Raw genomic sequence first — 13,678 nt, forward strand, 5'->3', positions numbered from 1 at the left:
GGACCATTCGAGCAGCCCGCAAGGAGCCTTCCCATGTGCATGACGACCGAAGCCCTCTACCTGTTTTTGAGCCTGATGCCCGCCCACCTGATGGACCTCTCGGAGGACCGGGTGGTGCTCCGGGCCGAGACCCGCGAGGCGCATTGGGTTTATAACGGCGAGCGGTGGTGCACGATGGCGCCGCAGATCGACGCAAACGTGCGGCTCGATCCGGCGGCGTGAGGGGTTGGGCCTGCCGGTAAGGGCAGGCCCGCGCCATCAGCCACGCAGCTTGTGGTGCAGGATGATCGGCACCACGAGATCCTCCTCATCCGTCAGGTGACGGGCGAGAAAGGCCTCTGCCGCGACGGCCTCGTCATGGAAGCCGCGGGCTTCTTCGGCCATCAGCGGCGGGTCCAGATGGGCCAGCTGGATGATGCGGTTGCCCTTGCGGGTAAAACGCTCCAGCAGGGCATCCATCTCGACATGGTCGCTTTCCAGCATCTCCAACCCGGCCTCGAAGCGGTCATCCGCCGCGTTCAGCTCGGGAAAAAAACGTCGGTCCTCCCAGGCGTGGTGGCCGTGGAGGTTGCGCACCAGCCGGTCGCCGTAGCGGGCGAGGGAGCGGGTGAAGGCGGCATCGTCCATCTCCTTGTCGAGATAGTCCTCGGTATCCTCCCGCGTAACGCGGGCGAGGTCGCGGAACATCTGGTGAGCCCCCATCCACTTGGCGACGGAGGCGGCGAAGTTCGGGTGCCCCGGCCAGGTTTCGCGCGGGGTGGCCCGAAGGAGGGTCTGCATCTCAGTCGGCAGGCCCCCTCTTGTGCTCACATGAAGGTTGGTCATGCGGGGCAGATGGGGGCGGTGTTATGTTATATCAATGCGCGGCCCGGCCCTGTGACTTGTGCGCTGGCGCTCAGGGGCGGCGGAACAGCCGGGTCAGCGCGCCCCATTGGCTGAGGAACACGCCCGAGAGGATCAGCGCCATGCTGAGGAAGAGCGAGGCGGGCAACTGCTCAGACAGGATGAGCCAGCCGAAAAGGATGGAGCAGAGCGGCACGAGGTAGTTGGTGAGGCTCATGAATACCGGGCCAGCGGAGCGGATCACGAGGATGCGGAGCAGGTTGGCCCCGGCGGTGGGCACGAGGCCGAGCAAGGCCAGCACCAGCAGGCCGTTGAGGCCGGGGTTGGCGGGCGCGCCGTGGGCGAAGGCGGCGACCGGGATCACCAGCAGCGCCCCGATGGCGAGGGTCGCGAAGGTGAGGCCGATCGGGTCGATCGGGGGCAGGCGGCGCATCATCACCGAGGAGATGGCATAGCAACCCGCCGCCGCGAGGCAGGCAGCGCGGCCCCAGCTCTCGTTCGCCGCGCCGGTGGCTGAAAGCGCCTCCGGCCCGATCAGCGCCGCCACTCCCGCGAAACCGAGCAGGAAGCCCAGCGTGCGGCGCAGGGTCATCCGCTCGCCGGGCAGGAAGAGGTGCGCGAGCGGCAGGATGAAGAGGGTGACGCTGGCCATGGAGACCCCGGCGAAGGCTGAGGGCACGAACTGCTGGCCCCAGCTCAGGCACATGAAGGGGACCGCCGAGGAGAGCAGCGCCACGAGGGTCAGGCGCGGCCAGTCGGTTTGCGCAGTGGTGAACATGAGCCCTCCGCGCCAGCGCCAGACGACCCAAGTGAGCAGCGTGGCAAAGCCGATGCGGGCGGAGGCCACCCAGAACGGTGGCGTCGTTTGCAGTGCGATGCTCTGGACCATGAAGGTGCCGCCCCAGACCACGCCGAGCGTGGCAATCATCGCCCAGCTTCTGGCCGTAATGTCAGGGGTTTGCACGTTCATCTTCATCTCCGGAAAAAGACACCCCCGGCGCAGTGGCCGGGGGTGCTCGATCTTGCATGTGCCCCTGCGGGCGCCGCCTTAGTTGCGCTCTTTGTCGACCATCTTGCCGGCGGAGATCCAGGGCATCATGGCGCGGAGCTTCTCGCCCACGGCCTCGATCTGGTGCTCGTCGTTGATCCGGCGGGTGGCCTTGAAGTTGGGCTGGCCAACGGCGTTTTCCTGCATGAAGTCACGCACAAACACACCTTTCTGGATGTCGGTCAGCACCTCTTTCATGCGCTTCTTGGTCTCGTCGTAGGGCAGGATGCGCGGGCCGGAGACATACTCGCCATACTCGGCGGTGTTGGAGATCGAGTAGTTCATGTTGGCGATGCCGCCCTCGTAGATCAGGTCCACGATCAGCTTCACCTCATGGAGGCACTCGAAGTAGGCCATCTCGGGGGCATAGCCCGCCTCGACGAGGGTTTCGAACCCCATGCGGATCAGCTCGACGAGGCCGCCGCAGAGCACGACCTGCTCACCGAAGAGGTCGGTTTCGCACTCTTCGCGGAAGTTGGTCTCGATGATGCCCGAGCGGCCGCCGCCGATGGCGGAGCAGTAGGACAGGCCGATCTCGAGCGCCTTGCCGGTGGCGTCGTTATGCACGGCCACGAGGCAGGGCACGCCGCCGCCTTTGGTGTATTCGCCGCGCACGGTGTGGCCGGGGCCTTTGGGGGCCATCATGATCACGTCGACGCCCTCGGGCGCCTCGATCAGGCCGAAGTGCACGTTGAGGCCGTGGGCGAAGGCAATGGCGGAGCCGGGCTTCAGGTTGTCCTTCACGTATTTCTTGTAGGTCTCGGCCTGAAGCTCATCGGGCATGGTGAACATGATCAGGTCGCACCATGCGGCGGCTTCGGCGATGCCCATCACCTGCAGGCCTTCGCCTTCGGCCTTCTTGGCCGAGGGGGAGCCTTCGCGCAGGGCGACGGCCACGTTCTTGGCGCCGCTGTCGCGCAGGTTCAGCGCATGGGCGTGGCCCTGCGAGCCGTAGCCGAGAATGGCCACCTTCTTGTCTTTGATCAGGTTGATGTCGCAATCGCGGTCATAATAAACGCGCATGTCAGTCCCTCCGGGGCGTGGTTGCATTGCGGCGGGTTGTAGCTGTGCTTTGGCGCTGTGGGGAGAGTTGGAGTTGACGTTTCTAGCGCTCTGAGTGAAAAGATCATTCGTTAGATTGAAATTTGGCGATAGTTTCATGCTCGATGATTACGACAGGCGCATTCTCCGCCAGCTTCAGGCCGAACCCACGCTCAAGGCCGCCGAACTGGCCGAACGCGTCGGCCTCTCGGCTCAGCAGGCTTGGCGGCGGGTGGAGCGGATGGAGCGCGAAGGGGTGATCCGGGGGCAGGAGGCGATGATCGACTGGGAGGCGCTTGGGTTTGCGGTGCGGGTGAGCCTGCGGATCACGCTCGACAAAACCCTACCACGCGCCTTTGATGAATTCCTTGAAGCCGCGCGCGCTGTGCGGGAAGTCACTGAAATTCAAACCTTTCTGGGCCGCGTCGACGTGCGGCTGGAGGTCATCGCCCGCGACATGGGCCATTGGACGGGCATCTACCGGGAGAAGATCATGGCGCTGCCCCATATCGCCGACATCGAGGCGCTGATGCATGTGAGCCGGATCAAGGTGCAGGAGGCGCTGCCGGTATGAACTTGGACGAGCTGGACTGGGAAATTCTCAAGGCATTGCAGGCGGATGGGCGGCTCTCGGCGGGGGCGGTCGGGCGCCGGCTGGGGCTTTCGCAACCGGCGGCTTGGCGGCGGATCAGGCGGCTGCGCGAGGCGGGGGCGATCAGCGGCCAGCGGTTGCGGCTGGATGCCGAGAAGCTGGGCTTCGGGGTCACGGTGTTTCTGGGCGTGAAGCTGGCCACCAAGGGGCAGGTCTCGCTGGAGGACTTCGAGCGCGCGGTCAGCGCCATCCCCGAGGTGCAGACGGTGGAGCATGTGCTGGGCCTCTATGATTACCGCTTGCGGGTGACGGCGCGCGATCTGGCCGACTTCGAGCGGGTGCTGCGGCGGCGAATCATGGCGCTGCCGGGTGTGGGCAACGTGGAGGCCAACGTGCTGCTCACCGAGGAGCGGCGGCCCGGGCCGCTCGGGGGGGCGCTCGGCTGACACACGGGCTTTGCTTTGCCGCGCCCTGGGGCTAGCTATGGGCGACCTTAAACGGAGGATCGCCCCATGAGTGCCTTGCGCGGAGATATTGACCCGGACGGGCTGCTGGAGTTCTCGGTGGTGTTCACCGACCGCTCGCTGAACCATATGAGCAAGGCTTTTCAGGAGGTTATGCGAGACATCTCATCCGGCCTGAAAGCCTGCTACAACGCGGCCGCAGTGGCCGTGGTGCCGGGCGGCGGCACTTATGCGATGGAGGCCGTGGCGCGGCAGCTCGCGCGCGGCGAGAAGGTGCTGGTGGTTCGCAACGGGTTCTTCTCCTACCGCTGGAGCCAGATCTTCACCGCAGGCGGCATCCCCTCCGAAGAGATCGTGATGAAGGCCCGGCGGGGCGGCAACGAGGCAACCGCGCCCTTTGCGCCCGCCCCGGTGGAGGAGGTCGTCGCCCGGATCAAGGCCGATGCGCCGGCGCTGGTGTTTGCGCCGCATGTGGAAACGGCGAGCGGGATGATCCTGCCGGACGGTTACATCGCCCAGATTTCCAAGGCGGTTCATGAGGTTGGCGGGCTGATGGTGCTGGACTGCATCGCCTCTGGCTGCATCTGGGTCGACATGGAAGCGACCGGTGTGGACGTGCTGATCTCGGCGCCGCAAAAGGGCTGGTCGGCCCCGCCCTCCGCGGGCCTCGTGATGCTCTCGGAGCGGGCCGAGGAGAGGGTGGCGGAGACCAAGTCCGACAGCTTCGCCGCCGACCTCGGCAAATGGCTGGCGATCATGCAGAGCTACGAGGCGGGGGGCCATGCCTACCACGCGACCATGCCGACCGATGCGCTGCGGGTGTTCCGCGACGCGCTGAAGGAAACCGAGGCACGGGGCTTCGGCGAGGTGAAGGCCGCGCAGCAGGCGCTGGGCGACGGGGCGCGGGCGCTCCTGGCCGGCAAGGGGCTGAAAAGCGTGGCCGCAGAAGGGTTTGGCGCGCCTGGCGTGGTAGTCGTCTACACCGAAGACCCGGAGTTGCAGACCGGCCGCGCCTTTGCCGCCGAGGGCGTGCAGATTGCCGCGGGCGTGCCGCTGATGGTGGACGAAGGCGCCGACTACAAGAGTTTCCGCATCGGGCTCTTCGGGCTCGACAAGCTGGCGGATGTGGAGGCAACGCTCGGACGGCTCGAGCGGGTTCTCGACAAGGTTATCGCCTGAAGGTTACGGGCGGGTTAACCGCCCATACCTGCCTTCATCACCGCGCGGCGGAGGGGTGGCACATCGGCCACCGCCTTCAGCCCGGACAGCCGCAGCGATTGCAGCGGCGGCAGGCCGGAGCGGGTGAGGCGGTTGTAGAGCCCGATGGCTGCGACCCGCGCCGCCACATCGCGGGCGCGGGATTTTTCATAAGCGTCAAGATGTTGGCGAGCGCCGAGCGTTTCCGGCGCGGCGGTGTGCAGCAGCGCGGCAAGGTCGTTGAGCGAGGTGTTCAGCCCCTGCGCGCCGATGGGTGGCACCACATGGGCAGCCTCGGCGATGAGCGCGGTGCGCTGGGCGGTGAGCGCCTTGGCGCGCAGCGTGATGATCGGGAAGAGGGCGCGGGGCGAGGCGAGGGTGAGCGGGCCAAGAAGCCCAGCGGAGCGGGTGGTGGCCTCGGCAGAAAAGGCCTGCGCGTCAAGGGTTTGCAGGCGCTGCGCCTCGGGGCCGGGGTTCATCCAGACGACGGCGGAAGTGGGCGTGCCATCCTCGTCGGGCAGCGGGATGAGGGTGAAGGGGCCGCCCTGGTTGTAGACCTCGGTGGAGATGTTGCGGTGCGGCTCCGGGTGGGTGACGGAGAAGGCGAGGGCCTTCTGGCCGAAACGGGAAATTTCGGCCGAGATTCCAGCAGCTTCGCGCACGGCGCTCTCGCGTCCGTCGGCGCCGATGACGAGGCGGGCGCGCAGGCCCGTGCCATCGGTGAGTTGCACCAGCGCCTCGCGCTCGCGGGTGACCATCGAGGCAAAGCCCGCGCCCCAGTGCAGCGTGACATTCGGCAGCAATTCCAGCGCGTTGAGCAACACATCCGCGATGCGCCAGTTCATCAGGTTCTGCGCCAGCGGCGGCGTGCCGGGGGCCTCGGAGGCGAAGGCGCGGGAGTCGCGGATTTGCGGGGGCCAGCCGACCGTGTCGGTGATGTGCAGCTCTTGCAGCGGCTGGGCGTGGGGCACGAGATCGGCCCAAAGCCCGGCCTCGGAGAAGAGTGCGATGGCCGGGTCAAGGAAGGCGGTAGAGCGTTGATCTCCCTGCGTTTTATCTCGCCTCGGGGCGCTGGGCGCGGCGAGGGTGACGCTGTAGCCCGCCTGCGCGAAGCAGGCGGCGGCGGTCAGCCCGGCAATGCCGGCGCCCGCGATCAGGATATCGGTGGATTTGCGTGCCATGACAGGGATTTAGGGCGCGGGTAGAGCAATTGCCAAGGGGGCGGATGCGCGCAGGCGGAGGTATTGCAAAAATGCCTGTACGAACTGCCCAAGACGGCGTTAACCACGAATTTCCTCAATGCACAACTGATGCACATTCCATGCACATCCGATGCATACGACAAAAATGCAAAACGCCCACAGATGACCCAACCGAACGGTGCGCGCTAGAGCGCGCGCAGGAAGCCGGTGAGGTCATTGGTGTGGTGGTGGATGTGCGGCGCCTCCAAAGCCTCGGGCGCGACATGGACGGTGCGCATGCCCATCGCGTGGGGCGCGGCGAGGTTGCGCGGGTCATCCTCGAACATGGCAGCGCGGGCCGGGTCCAGCCCGGCCTTGGCGAAGACGGTCTCGAAGGCGGCGCGCTCGGGCTTGGGGCGAAAGCCGGCGTGCTCGACGCCGAAGACCTCGTCGAACAGGCCGGAGAGGCCGCGGGCGGTGAGCACCCGCTCGGCGTAAGGTTTGGAGCCGTTGGAATAGACGAACTTGCGGCCGGGCAGGGCGGCGATGGCCTCTGCGAGCGCATCATCGGCCTCGAGATGATCGAGCGAGATATCATGGACGTGGGTCAGGTATGGCCCCGGGTCGAGCCCGTGGACCTGCATCAGCCCGGCCAGCGTGGTGCCGTAGTCGGCCCAGTACTTCTTGCGCAGGGCGTTGGCCTCGGGTTGCCCGACGCCGAGCGCCTCCATCACCCATGCGGTCATCCGCACCTCGATCTGGTCGAAGAGGCGGGCCTCGGGCGGGTAGAGCGTGTTGTCGAGGTCGAAGACCCAGGCGGCGACATGGGAGAAGAGGGGGGCGTGCGACATGGGGCGGACGCTATGGCGGGCGGCGCGGGGCTGCAAGGGGCGGTGGCGGCAAAGAGGGTGCGGCGCATGGGCCGCTTGCCTCCGGGTGGCGCGGGGGCATAGGCTCGCCGGACGGGACACGGAGGAACCACTATGCCAAGCGCGCGGCCGCAGCAGAAAGATGCTTACGGGATGATCCTCGAAGCGATCGACCACGGCACCTACAAGCCCGGCGACCGGCTGGTGGAGAGCGAGCTGGCAGAGCGGTTCGGGGTGTCACGCACGCCGATCCGCGAGGCGCTGCAACGGCTGGAGACACAGGCGCTGCTGGTGCGGGACGGGCGCAGCCTGATCGTGGCCTCGCTCGACCACAACGAGCTGGCGGAGCTGTACATCGTGCGGGCCGAGCTGGAGGCGCTGGCCGCCCGGCTGGCCGCCCGCCATGCCACGGCGGAGGAGGTGAAGGTGCTGGGCCAGATGGTGGAGCAGGACCGCGCGCGGGTGAACGACCCGGCGGCGCTGAGCCGCTCGAACCGGCGGTTTCATCGGCAGATTCACCTGGCCAGCCACAACCGCTTTCTGATCCAGCAACTGGACCTCGTGCATCGGTCGATGGCGCTCTTGGCGACCACGTCGCTCGCTGCCGAGGGGCGGGGCGAGGTGGCGCTGGGCGAGCATCAGGCGATCGTGGATGCGCTGGCCGCGCGGGACGAGGCGGGCGCGGGCGAGGCGCTGCGGCGGCATATTTCGGTGGCCTTCGAGCAGCGGCTCAAGCTGGACGCGGCGCAGGACTGACGGGTTAGGGCCCGGGGCTCACGGGTGCGGGGCCGGGGCGGCGCGGCGTGACGCGCCGGGGTTTGACCGGCTTTCGCGGTGCGGAGCGCGGCTCGACCACGATCACAGGGGTCAGCACCTCGTCTTCCGGGTTGTGCAGCCCGTGGGTGGTCTTATCCCAGTAGAATGGGTTGGTGACGATCTCCCAGAGCGCCTTGTAGGAGGCGAGCGAGCCGAGCGGGTAGTAGAGGTGCAGCGTGGGCACCCATTTGGCGAGCCATTTGTGACCCGCGAGCCGGGTGCCCATGAGGCCGGCGGCGATGGTGACCAGTTCGGAGGCGAAGAAGGTGCCGGCCAGGGTCCAGATCGCCCAGCCGGGGAGCCATGCGGAGAGCGGGTGCCAGAGGCCGAGCACGACCAGCCAGAAGCTCCACAGGAACGGCGCGAGGATGAACTGGCTGAGCGTGCCGAGAAAGAGCAACTGGAACCCGGCGAAGCGCCATGCCCCGAGGTCGCGCCAGAGACGGGCCGGGCTGCGCATGTGGACGGCCCATGTGAGCGCGTAGCCCTTGAGCCAGCGCGAGCGTTGCTTGACCCAGGGCAGGGCGCGGCAGTTGGCCTCTTCGAAGGTGGTGCTCTCGATCAGCTCGGTGCGGTAGCCCAGCCGAACGAGGCGCATGCCGAGGTCGGCATCTTCGGTGACGTTGTGGGCATCCCAGCCGCCGATCCGGTCGAGCGCCTCACGGCGGAAGAACAGCGTGGTGCCACCGAGCGGCACCGGCCAGCCCAGCCGCGCCAGCCCCGGCAGCACGACGCGGAACCAGCTGGCATATTCGACCGCGAAGCAGCGTGAGAGCCAATTGGTGCCGGCATTGTAGAAATCGAGCGCGCCTTGCAGGCAGGCGACCTCGGCGGGCCGCTCGTGAAAACGCTGCACCACCTTGTGGATCTGCTCCGGCTCGGGCGCATCCTCGGCATCCCAGACCCCGACGATACTGCCGCGGGTGAATTCCAGCGCGTAATTCAGCGCACGCGGCTTGGTTTGCACCGCGCCGCGCGGCACGATGATGACCCTGATCCACGGCGGCAGGGGGGTGCGGGAGAGGGTGAGGCGCGTGGTGTCATCGGTGGATTCCATCACGAGGCAAACGTCGAGCAGCTCCTTTGGGTAGGTCAGCCGGGAGAGGCGCTGGATCAGGTGGCTGGCGATATGCTCCTCGCGGAAGAGCGGCACCAGCACCGAGACAACGGGCAGCCGGGCGATGGCGGGCCGCGCCCTGCGGCTGTTGAAGGCGGGCAGGGCGGAGGCGAGGGGCACAGGGTCGCGGCTGCCAGGTTTGGCCATGCGGGCCTGCGCCTCGGCCTCCAGCATCTGCACGGCGCGGCGGCGGGCGCGGCGCTCGGCCCGCAGCCGGTGCCAGGCCAGCCCGGTGGCGACGGCCTTCAGCCCCATCAGCAGCACGAGGGTGAGCACGGCCCAGCCGGTGAGCAGGGCGAAGGTGAGCCGGGGCGCGGCGATCACGGCCAGCAGCCCGGCGAGGCAGAGGGCGAAGAGCAGGCGCTGCTTGCGCCGAGAGACGAAATCACGGCAGCTCATCGGTGCGTCGACGCGGGTTTCAGCCCGTTTCACCAGCGCTTTGGCGCGGATCTCCTGCACCGCCTGATAGATGTCGGTCTCCTGCGCCAGCGCCATGACCACCGGCCCGAAGGTCTCGGTCAGCGCCTCGACGTTGCGAGCAAAGAGGTGCGGGCGGGAGGTGACGATGACGGTCAGCGAGCCGAGCCGGCGCCAGGGCAGGAGCGCATCGCGCAGGCAGTTGGCGGGGCCGAGCATGTCGATCAGCCGGGGATCGGGCGGCTCGAAGCCGACATCGACCACCCGGGCGCGCCACTGGGTGGAGAGCGCCGCCATCAGCTCGGCATGGGTGATCATGCCTTGAGCGATGAGGATCTCGCCCAGCCGGGCATCCTCGCGGGCCTGCATGGCGAGGCCCTTCAGCAGGTCGGCCGGAGAGAGCACGCCCATTTCGGTGAGGATGGTGCCAAGGCGGGGGCGATCTGTCTCGACCGGACGCTCGGGCGTGACCAGTCTGAGGGCACCGTCGGCAGGCGACGGCGCGGCATCTGTGATGCGGCGCTTCGGCAGCGGGCTCATGGCGCGCAGATCCTTCCCCTGGTGGTACCGGGAACGGATTGGCAGCCCCCCGGCAGCAGATGAGGCCAAAGGCCCCACGGCTGCCACTGTGCCGCCCTTTTGGTTAAGGAAGGGTTAACCGCGATGGGGCGCGGGCGGGCCGCAGCCCGCCGCGCTGTCAGGCGGGGGCGCGCTCTTTCATCGCCGCCGCGAAGCGCTCGAAGAGGTAGAAGCTGTCTTGCGGGCCGGGGCTGGCCTCGGGGTGGTACTGCACCGAGAACACCGGCTTGCCATCGACCGCGATGCCGCAGTTGGAGCCGTCGAAGAGGCTCACGTGGGTTTCGCTTACGCCCTCGGGCAGGGTCTGGCTGTCCACGGTGAAGCCGTGGTTCATGCTGGTGATTTCGACCTTGCCGGTGGTGAGGTCTTTCACCGGGTGGTTGGCGCCGTGGTGGCCGTGGTTCATCTTGATGGTCCGTGCGCCGAGCGCCAACGCCAGCATCTGGTGGCCGAGACAGATGCCGAAGACCGGGATTTCCTTGGCCAGCACTTCGCGGATCATCGGCACGGCATAGGCGCCGGTGGCCGCCGGGTCGCCCGGGCCGTTGGAGAGGAAGACGCCGTCGGGGCCGTGGGCCAGCACCTCTTCCGCCGTGGCGGTGGCGGGCAGCACAGTCACATCGCAGCCCGCGGAGGCGAGGCAGCGCAGGATGTTGCGCTTGGCGCCGTAGTCGATGGCGACCACCTTGTGGCCCGGCCCCTCGCGCTTGGTGAAGCCTTCTGGCCAGGCCCAGCGCATCTCGTCCCAGCGGTAGCTCTGGGCGCAGGTGACATCCTTGGCGAGGTCCAGCCCCTCCAGCCCCGAGAATCCGCGCGCGGCGGCGATCAGCGCCTCGAGGTCGAAGTTGCCCTCGGGGTCATGGGCCAGCGCCACATGGGGCGCGCCCTGCTGGCGGATCGCGCGGGTCAGCCGCCGGGTATCGAGCCCGCCGATGCCCACCCGGCCGCGCCGGGCCAGCCAATCCTGCAACTGCTCGGCGGCGCGCCAGTTGGAGGGCTCCGTCGGATCCCATTTGACGACCATGCCCTCGGCCACCGGATCGGCGGTTTCGTCATCTTCGGGGTTCACGCCGACGTTGCCGACATGGGGGAAGGTGAAGGTGACGATCTGGCCGGCGTAGGAGGGATCGGTCATGATCTCCTGATAGCCGGTCATCGCGGTGTTGAAGCACAGTTCAGCGGTGCGGATGCCCTCCGCTCCGAAGCCCTGTCCGTAGAACAGCGTGCCATCGGCAAGGGCGAGGCAGGCGGTGGGCTTGGGCTGGCTTGAGGGCATCGGCGCGACTCCTTCGGGGCATAGGTCAGTGCGGGCAAATCCGCCCGTTCCTAGGCGGGTCCGGGGGAGGCGTCAACCCGCTACCGGAATGGCGTGCGGGCCGTTGAAACGTGCTGTTTCCGCCACGTTGTCCGGTGCACGGGTTGCCCCACGCGGGAGGGCGGCGTAAGTTGCGCCCTTGTCTGGCCCGGGGGACGCGCAACCACTCACGCGCGGCGGGCGCAATCAAGGGTTTTTACCGCATGGATATCCGCACCCGCGTCTCGACGGCGCTGAAGGAGGCGATGAAGGCCAAGGAGGCCGAGCGCCTCTCGACGCTGCGCCTCATCAACGCCGCCATCAAGGACAAGGACATCGCCGCCCGGGGCGAGGACGGCGGCCTTGAGGCCGGTGTCACCGATGCCGAGGTGCTGGGGATCCTCGGCAAGATGGTGAAGCAGCGGCAGGAAAGCGCCCGCGCCTACGAGGAGGGCGGACGGCTCGACCTCGCTGAGCGCGAGCTGGCCGAGGTGAAGGTGATCGAGGAGTTCCTGCCGACCCAGCTTACCGAAGATGAGGCCGAGGCCGCGGTGAGCGAGGCGATCGAGGAAGTCGGTGCCGAGAGCATCCGCGACATGGGCCGGGTGATGGGCATCCTGAAAGAGCGTTACACCGGCCAGATGGATTTCGGCGCCGTTGGCCCGATGGTCAAGGACCGGCTGGCCTGATCGCCGCCCCGGCGCCCGGTCGCGCCTGCCTCCTCATTGGTCCTTAAAATATCCCGGGGGTGTGGGGGCAGCGCCCCCACTGCGACGGTGGCCTCAAGCGTCCAAGGCCGGAAACGCAGCCCGGATTTGCGCCTCTTCCTCTGCCGGCACGGCGAACCGCTCCACGAACCGCGCCTTGAAGCTCACCCGCCCGCGGCGGGCGCCGAAGTTCTCGCCGTGGTTCAGGATGTAGAGCGCGGCGGGCTCCTGCAGGGGCGCCAGCTTTCGCCCCGCCAGTGCGGCGAGGTAGGGGAACATCCGGTGCTCATGGGCGGTGAGCGCCTCCAGAAACGCCGCATCGCCCGGATCGCGGGTGCAGCGGAAGGCGGCGCAGGAGCCGCAGAGCTTCCAGAACGGTTTCTGCCCCGGCTGGGCGAGGCTGCGGGGGGCGGCGCGGGCGAAGGTGCCGAGCCCGGCGTCCCAGAGCCAGCCTTCCTCCACGAGGTAGCCGCCGGGCGCGCGGCGGGCCAGCATCTCGGCCACCGCGCCGGGGGCGAGCAGGTCATCGGCATCGAAGGGCATCACATAGCCATCTTGCGGCCCCTGAGTCGGCAGGGCGCGGCAGAGGGCGGCGAGCTTGCGCCATTTGTCGTTGCCGGTCACGTCTTCGGTGAAGGGTAGAAATGTGATCCGGCTGTCGGACTCGAGCGCGGGCGGCAGGGCGGGGGCGTCTTGCCCGCAGATGAGGGCGCGCCAGCGGGGATTGGTCTGGGCGGCGAAGCTGGCCAATGTCTCGGAGAGGCGCGCCTCCACCGTGGCCCAGTCGCCGACGTGGTGCTTGCCGACCAGCGGCAGGATGAAGACCACCTCCGGCGCCGAAGGCGCCGCCCGCAAGATGCCGCGGCGCGTGAGCGCCGCCTGTTCCGAGGGTGCAGGCCCGAGCGCGCGCGCCAGCGCAGGCGAGAGCGCGGCGGCGGCCCGGAGGGCGGCGCGTTTCCATTTGGGGGTGGCGGGCTGTTGGGCCATCAGTCTCTCAGCGGCAGCAGGGCGGCAAGCTCGGCGTAGAGCGCCTTGCGTTCCTCTTCGCTGAGAAAGGCCCCGATTTCAACCTCGCGCCCCTTGCCGGAGAGGGTGACGTAATAGGGCACCGGCCCGCCGCTGCGGTGCAGGGTGACGCGGACCCAGTGCGGATTCTCTTCCCAGCTCAGGGGTGCGCCCTTGGGGTTTTGCCGGGTGAGCAGCAGCCGGTCGGGCCAGAGCGTCAGCTCTTCGAGGATCTCGCCGTCGCGGTAGCTCTTTTGCAGCAGGAAATAGAGCAGCCAGAGCGCGCCCAGCATGAAGGGCAGAAGGCCCCAGAGCACCGGCGTGCCGAGGGCGGGAATGAGCGGGATGCAGAGCAGCGCCGCCGTGCCGCCGATGAACCAGACGAAGCCGACCTTCGGCAGCGACCGGAAGGGCCAGGCCGAGAGGGCCGCGCGGGTGCCGTCGGGCGGCGGGGATTGCCATGTGTAGGGCATGGGGGCGAGTTTATCCCCGCGGCGCGGCGGGGGCG

15 protein-coding genes are annotated in these 13,678 nt (G+C 68.2%); 6 read left to right on the top strand and 9 right to left on the bottom strand.

Going from position 1 to position 13,678, the window contains the following annotated elements:
• Window positions 1-39: 39 nt before the first annotated feature.
• Entirely contained in the window at window positions 40-222 is a 183-nt protein-coding gene (locus KUV38_RS03320) for a hypothetical protein (RefSeq protein WP_261384603.1), read from the top strand.
• A 36-nt stretch (window positions 223-258) separates the two neighbouring features.
• On the opposite strand, the gene KUV38_RS03325 is transcribed toward KUV38_RS03320, so the two are convergent.
• The 3 genes from KUV38_RS03325 to ilvC all read right to left on the bottom strand — a co-directional run bounded on the left by KUV38_RS03325 (window position 259) and on the right by ilvC (window position 2,914).
• Window positions 259-780, bottom strand: a complete 522-nt coding sequence (locus KUV38_RS03325; RefSeq protein ID WP_222468686.1) for a hemerythrin domain-containing protein — start codon at window positions 778-780, stop codon at window positions 259-261.
• 115 nt (window positions 781-895) lie between these two features.
• Entirely contained in the window at window positions 896-1,813 is a 918-nt protein-coding gene (locus KUV38_RS03330; protein WP_261385142.1) for a DMT family transporter, read from the bottom strand.
• 78 nt (window positions 1,814-1,891) lie between these two features.
• Complete coding sequence (ilvC, locus tag KUV38_RS03335) at window positions 1,892-2,914, bottom strand: ketol-acid reductoisomerase (RefSeq protein WP_222468687.1); 1,023 nt, start codon at window positions 2,912-2,914, stop codon at window positions 1,892-1,894.
• Between the two features lie 136 nt (window positions 2,915-3,050).
• Between ilvC and KUV38_RS03340 the strand changes: the two genes are divergently transcribed.
• The 3 genes from KUV38_RS03340 to KUV38_RS03350 all read left to right on the top strand — a co-directional run bounded on the left by KUV38_RS03340 (window position 3,051) and on the right by KUV38_RS03350 (window position 5,167).
• Entirely contained in the window at window positions 3,051-3,506 is a 456-nt protein-coding gene (locus tag KUV38_RS03340; protein WP_222468688.1) for an Lrp/AsnC family transcriptional regulator, read from the top strand.
• On the top strand, window positions 3,503-3,970 hold the full coding sequence (locus tag KUV38_RS03345) for an Lrp/AsnC family transcriptional regulator (RefSeq protein ID WP_222468689.1): 468 nt from the start codon (window positions 3,503-3,505) through the stop codon (window positions 3,968-3,970). The genes KUV38_RS03340 and KUV38_RS03345 overlap by 4 nt, the downstream gene beginning before the upstream one ends.
• Window positions 3,971-4,036: 66 nt before the next feature.
• The gene (locus KUV38_RS03350) at window positions 4,037-5,167 is read left to right on the top strand and encodes an aminotransferase class V-fold PLP-dependent enzyme (protein WP_222468690.1); all 1,131 of its coding nucleotides are present in this window, start codon (window positions 4,037-4,039) and stop codon (window positions 5,165-5,167) included.
• 14 nt (window positions 5,168-5,181) lie between these two features.
• Here KUV38_RS03350 and KUV38_RS03355 read toward each other — a convergent pair whose 3' ends face one another.
• The gene (locus KUV38_RS03355) at window positions 5,182-6,366 is read right to left on the bottom strand and encodes an FAD-dependent monooxygenase (RefSeq protein WP_222468691.1); all 1,185 of its coding nucleotides are present in this window, start codon (window positions 6,364-6,366) and stop codon (window positions 5,182-5,184) included.
• 206 nt (window positions 6,367-6,572) lie between these two features.
• Entirely contained in the window at window positions 6,573-7,217 is a 645-nt protein-coding gene (locus KUV38_RS03360; RefSeq protein ID WP_222468692.1) for a pyrimidine 5'-nucleotidase, read from the bottom strand.
• 132 nt (window positions 7,218-7,349) lie between these two features.
• Here KUV38_RS03360 and KUV38_RS03365 point away from each other — a divergent pair, with 132 nt between their 5' ends.
• Window positions 7,350-7,991, top strand: coding sequence for a GntR family transcriptional regulator (locus tag KUV38_RS03365; protein WP_222468693.1), 642 nt, complete (start codon window positions 7,350-7,352; stop codon window positions 7,989-7,991).
• A gap of 4 nt (window positions 7,992-7,995) precedes the next feature.
• On the opposite strand, the gene KUV38_RS03370 is transcribed toward KUV38_RS03365, so the two are convergent.
• Both KUV38_RS03370 and carA read right to left on the bottom strand, forming a co-directional pair.
• Window positions 7,996-10,125 carry a glycosyltransferase family 2 protein gene (locus KUV38_RS03370; RefSeq protein WP_261385143.1) on the bottom strand — a complete coding sequence of 710 codons (2,130 nt, stop codon included), beginning with the start codon at window positions 10,123-10,125 and terminating at the stop codon, window positions 7,996-7,998.
• A 157-nt stretch (window positions 10,126-10,282) separates the two neighbouring features.
• Complete coding sequence (carA, locus tag KUV38_RS03375; protein ID WP_222468694.1) at window positions 10,283-11,440, bottom strand: glutamine-hydrolyzing carbamoyl-phosphate synthase small subunit; 1,158 nt, start codon at window positions 11,438-11,440, stop codon at window positions 10,283-10,285.
• Between the two features lie 242 nt (window positions 11,441-11,682).
• On the opposite strand from carA, the gene KUV38_RS03380 reads away from it, so the two are divergent.
• On the top strand, window positions 11,683-12,147 hold the full coding sequence (locus KUV38_RS03380) for a GatB/YqeY domain-containing protein (RefSeq protein WP_222468695.1): 465 nt from the start codon (window positions 11,683-11,685) through the stop codon (window positions 12,145-12,147).
• A gap of 93 nt (window positions 12,148-12,240) precedes the next feature.
• Here KUV38_RS03380 and KUV38_RS03385 read toward each other — a convergent pair whose 3' ends face one another.
• On the bottom strand, window positions 12,241-13,152 hold the full coding sequence (locus tag KUV38_RS03385) for a hypothetical protein (protein WP_222468696.1): 912 nt from the start codon (window positions 13,150-13,152) through the stop codon (window positions 12,241-12,243).
• On the bottom strand, window positions 13,152-13,643 hold the full coding sequence (locus tag KUV38_RS03390) for a DUF2244 domain-containing protein (RefSeq protein WP_222468697.1): 492 nt from the start codon (window positions 13,641-13,643) through the stop codon (window positions 13,152-13,154). The genes KUV38_RS03385 and KUV38_RS03390 overlap by 1 nt, the downstream gene beginning before the upstream one ends.
• Window positions 13,644-13,678 lie beyond the last annotated feature (35 nt).

Source organism: Vannielia litorea (assembly GCF_019801175.1).
In the GTDB taxonomy this organism is placed as follows: domain Bacteria; phylum Pseudomonadota; class Alphaproteobacteria; order Rhodobacterales; family Rhodobacteraceae; genus Vannielia; species Vannielia litorea_B.

Excerpts from the sequence above, each read along its gene's own strand:
- KUV38_RS03320 (WP_261384603.1), top strand. The coding sequence starts at position 40 with ATGACGACCGAAGCCCTCTACCTGTTTTTGAGCCTGATGCCCGCCCAC.
- KUV38_RS03325 (WP_222468686.1), bottom strand. The coding sequence starts at position 780 with ATGCAGACCCTCCTTCGGGCCACCCCGCGCGAAACCTGGCCGGGGCAC.
- KUV38_RS03330 (WP_261385142.1), bottom strand. The coding sequence starts at position 1,813 with ATGAACGTGCAAACCCCTGACATTACGGCCAGAAGCTGGGCGATGATT.
- ilvC (WP_222468687.1), bottom strand. The coding sequence starts at position 2,914 with ATGCGCGTTTATTATGACCGCGATTGCGACATCAACCTGATCAAAGAC.
- KUV38_RS03340 (WP_222468688.1), top strand. The coding sequence starts at position 3,051 with ATGCTCGATGATTACGACAGGCGCATTCTCCGCCAGCTTCAGGCCGAA.
- KUV38_RS03345 (WP_222468689.1), top strand. The coding sequence starts at position 3,503 with ATGAACTTGGACGAGCTGGACTGGGAAATTCTCAAGGCATTGCAGGCG.
- KUV38_RS03350 (WP_222468690.1), top strand. The coding sequence starts at position 4,037 with ATGAGTGCCTTGCGCGGAGATATTGACCCGGACGGGCTGCTGGAGTTC.
- KUV38_RS03355 (WP_222468691.1), bottom strand. The coding sequence starts at position 6,366 with ATGGCACGCAAATCCACCGATATCCTGATCGCGGGCGCCGGCATTGCC.
- KUV38_RS03360 (WP_222468692.1), bottom strand. The coding sequence starts at position 7,217 with ATGTCGCACGCCCCCCTCTTCTCCCATGTCGCCGCCTGGGTCTTCGAC.
- KUV38_RS03365 (WP_222468693.1), top strand. The coding sequence starts at position 7,350 with ATGCCAAGCGCGCGGCCGCAGCAGAAAGATGCTTACGGGATGATCCTC.
- KUV38_RS03370 (WP_261385143.1), bottom strand. The coding sequence starts at position 10,125 with ATGAGCCCGCTGCCGAAGCGCCGCATCACAGATGCCGCGCCGTCGCCT.
- carA (WP_222468694.1), bottom strand. The coding sequence starts at position 11,440 with ATGCCCTCAAGCCAGCCCAAGCCCACCGCCTGCCTCGCCCTTGCCGAT.
- KUV38_RS03380 (WP_222468695.1), top strand. The coding sequence starts at position 11,683 with ATGGATATCCGCACCCGCGTCTCGACGGCGCTGAAGGAGGCGATGAAG.
- KUV38_RS03385 (WP_222468696.1), bottom strand. The coding sequence starts at position 13,152 with ATGGCCCAACAGCCCGCCACCCCCAAATGGAAACGCGCCGCCCTCCGG.
- KUV38_RS03390 (WP_222468697.1), bottom strand. The coding sequence starts at position 13,643 with ATGCCCTACACATGGCAATCCCCGCCGCCCGACGGCACCCGCGCGGCC.